At 50.3% G+C, this 3,560-nt stretch carries 2 protein-coding genes; both read right to left on the reverse strand.

The features are described from left to right. Positions 1–1,124 (reverse strand): ribonucleotide-diphosphate reductase subunit beta (locus D6694_08335; GenBank protein ID RMH42110.1); only part of this gene is annotated, 1,124 nt, incomplete at its 3' end. Positions 1,125–1,148: 24 nt separating this feature from the next. Then, on the reverse strand, positions 1,149–3,560 hold a 2,412-nt coding region (locus D6694_08340; protein RMH42111.1), incomplete at its 5' end, for a ribonucleoside-diphosphate reductase subunit alpha.

Below are 3,560 nucleotides of genomic sequence, written 5' to 3' on the forward strand. Positions count from 1 at the left end.
AGCGCGCCGCCTGTCTGGTACTCTGTCACTCGCGTTTCAAAGAAATTTTTCTCTTTACGCAGGTTGGCTTGTTCGTCAAGCCATGGCAGGACATTCTGAGCACCTGGGAACGGATCTTCCTGACCGAGTTTACGCGCTCTTCGGTTGGCGATGAAGCGGAACTGCTCAATGTGCTCTTCCGCCGAATAGCCAAGAATGGGATCACGCAAAATGTAGTTGGCATAGGCGATTTCGGCTGCCTCAGCTTCATCCCACATTTCGCGAATGGCTTGCGGATCGAGTTTGATATTTTCTTCTTTGATGATTTGGTTGACCACCTTGATGCCAAACGCCGCATGCAGCACTTCATCGCGCATGATGTACTGCAATTGTTCGCCAGTGCCTTTCATCAGGCCACGTCTTTGCAGCGCAAAAATTGGTGTAAAACCGTTGTAGAACCAGCAGCCTTCGAAAACAGCGGCAAAGAACATGTAGGCCATGACGAAATTTTCCTGCTCATCCTTGTCCGTCAAGTCGATGTCGGCACGAAGGACTGAGTGCAGGCGGCGGTTGGCAAGTTTGATTTTGCCGTAAATTTCCGGCACAACGCGATAGCGGTTATAGATTTCGCCTTGATCAAGCCCCAAGGTCTCAATGCAGTGCTGATACGTCCAAGTGTGTAGCGCTTCTTCATACACTTGCCGTGCTTGATAGATTTGTAACTCTGGGGCACACATTTTTTCCATCACCGCCAAACCAATGTTGCGCATCGCGAGCACGTCCGAAGTGGTCAGATAGGCCAGCACATTGGTGTAAACATGGCGTTCTTCTACGGTCAGCTTATGGTTGAAGTCATGGACATCCTGGGCCATGGAAATGTCCAAAGGTGTCCAGTGGTTTTTATTGGCGTTCAGGAAGTATTCCCATGCCCAAGGGTATTTAAATGGTGCCAGTTGGTTAATGTCAGTTTGCCCGGTGATGACACGTTTATCTTCCGGACGTACTGGTGCGAGCGCCTCCTGTGCCATGGGCGCGATGGCTTCTTGCGGCGCTTTTTTTGCCTCATGCGCCGTGACTGATGGCTGGGCGGGCTGAGGTTGACTTTGCTGTTTGAAAGCTGAAATTGGGTCATCCCAGTTTAACATGACGTCTTCTCCATATTGTTATCGTTATTGACAAGCTTCGCAGTCCGGGTCAAGGATCGAGCAGACCTTGGGCGCCTCTGGCTGTGTATTGGCCTGGCTTGATGCTTCCTGGAACTTTTCCATGGCTGTTGCACCAAGGGAGCGCAAATAATAGGTCGTCTTAAGCCCACGCACCCATGCCAGCTTGTAAATGGAGTCCAGTATCTTGCCAGAGGGTTCAGCCAGATACAGGTTGAGCGATTGCGCCTGATCAATCCATTTTTGACGTCGCGAGGCGGCTTCGATGAGCCATCGGGGATCGATTTCGAAGGCTGTGGCGAAAAGTTTTTTCAGCTCATCTGGTACGCGATCGATGTATTGCACGCTGCCGTCGTAGTATTTGATGTCGCTGACCATGACATCATCCCAAAGCCCCAGTTTCTTAAGCTCATTTGCCAAATAAGGGTTGACCACTGTGAATTCACCCGAGAGGTTAGATTTCACATAAAGGTTCTGATAAATGGGCTCAATCGACTGACTCACACCGCAAATATTTGAGATCGTGGCCGTGGGAGCGATGGCCATGGTGTTGGAGTTGCGCATCCCCACCGTTTTAACGCGTTCTCGGAGTGAATCCCAATCCATGGTGAAAGACTTGTCCATTTGAATGTAGTTGCCACGACCTTCTTCGAGCAAGCGTATGGAATCGATTGGCAAAATGCCCTTGCTCCATAAGGAGCCTTCGAAGGTTTGATAAGTCCCTCGTTCTTCCGCCAAATCGGTCGATGCTTTGATGGCAAAATATGAAATGGCTTCCATGGAACGATCGGCAAACTCAACGGCTTGCTCCGAGGCATAAGGGATGCGTAATTTGTATAGCGCATCCTGGAAGCCCATGAGACCAAGTCCAACTGGCCGGTGCTTGAGATTTGAACGCCGAGCTTGCGGCACAGAATAGAAATTATAATCGATGACGTTATCAAGCATGCGCATGGCGGTTGAAATGGTCTTTTCGAGCTTTTCGAGGTTTAGACCGTTTTCGTCGACATGCTGCGCGAGGTTGACGGACCCTAGGTTGCATACCGCAATCTCGTCATCGCTTGTATTGAGCGTGATTTCCGTACACAAATTGGAACTGTGTACGACACCGCAATGCTGTTGTGGTGAGCGCAAGTTACAGGGATCTTTGAAAGTCATCCACGGGTGACCTGTTTCAAACAGCATGCTGAGCATTTTGCGCCACAGATCAACCGCTTTCACCTTCTTGAACACGCGAATTTCGCCAGCCTCAGCTTTCTTTTCGTAATATTCATATTTTTCTCGGAACGCCTGACCGTAGAGATCGTGCAGTTCCGGGACTTCGTCTGGCGAAAACAGCGTCCATTCTTTTTCTTCTACAACCCGCTCCATGAACAAATCTGGAATCCAGTTGGCGGTATTCATGTCGTGGGTGCGACGCCGATCGTCCCCTGTGTTTTTACGCAATTCGAGGAATTCTTCGATATCGATATGCCAGGTTTCGAGGTAGGCACACATGGCACCCTTTCGTTTACCGCCTTGGTTGACTGCCACGGCTGTATCGTTGGCCACTTTGAGGAATGGCACGACGCCTTGTGATGTCCCGTTTGTGCCCTTAATGTGTGCTCCCATGCCACGGACACGGGTCCAGTCGTTGCCTAAACCTCCGGCATATTTCGACAGCAATGCGTCATCTTTGATGGCATTGAAGATGCCTTCAAGATCGTCGGGTACCGTCGTCAAATAACAGCTAGACAGTTGCGGACGGAGTGTGCCTGAGTTGAACAGCGTTGGCGTCGAGCTCATAAAGTCAAAGCTTGATAACAAGTTATAGAATTCTATCGTGCGTTTCTCTCGCTCGACTTCATTGATGGCTAAGCCCATGGCGACACGCATAAAAAACACTTGTGGCAATTCAAGCCGAGTGCCGTCGTGGTGAATGAAATAACGGTCGTACAGTGTTTGCAGTCCAAGGTAGGTAAATTGAAAATCTCGCTCTGGTCTAATCGCTTCTCCAAGCACCTTGAGATCGTAACGGGTCAGTTCTGGGTCGAGCAGCCCAAGTTCAGCCGCTTTCCGAATGGTTTTTTCAAATGTTTCCGGATACCGCTCGGCCATTTGATCTTGCGTGGCCTCGGTGGGTTCGGCATAAATAAATGTCATGGCTTCACGACGCAGCTTGTCGAGAAGTAAGCGCGCAGCCACATACGTGTAGTTTGGATCGCGATCGATGAGGTTTCTGGCGCCCATGATGATGACGTCCGCCAGATCTCCCTCCTTCATACCGTCAAAAATGTTGCGCCGAATGTTTCGGTAAAGCAGCTCGACATCAACGTCGCTCAGTCCTCGTACCGCCTCTTCGAGAATCGTGCGCAATCGTTGTTCGTCCAAAGGCGAACGGCTGCCGTCATGTCTGATGATGTTGGGAAGGGCCTCCGG

Source organism: Gammaproteobacteria bacterium (assembly GCA_003696665.1).
Taxonomy (GTDB): domain Bacteria; phylum Pseudomonadota; class Gammaproteobacteria; order Enterobacterales.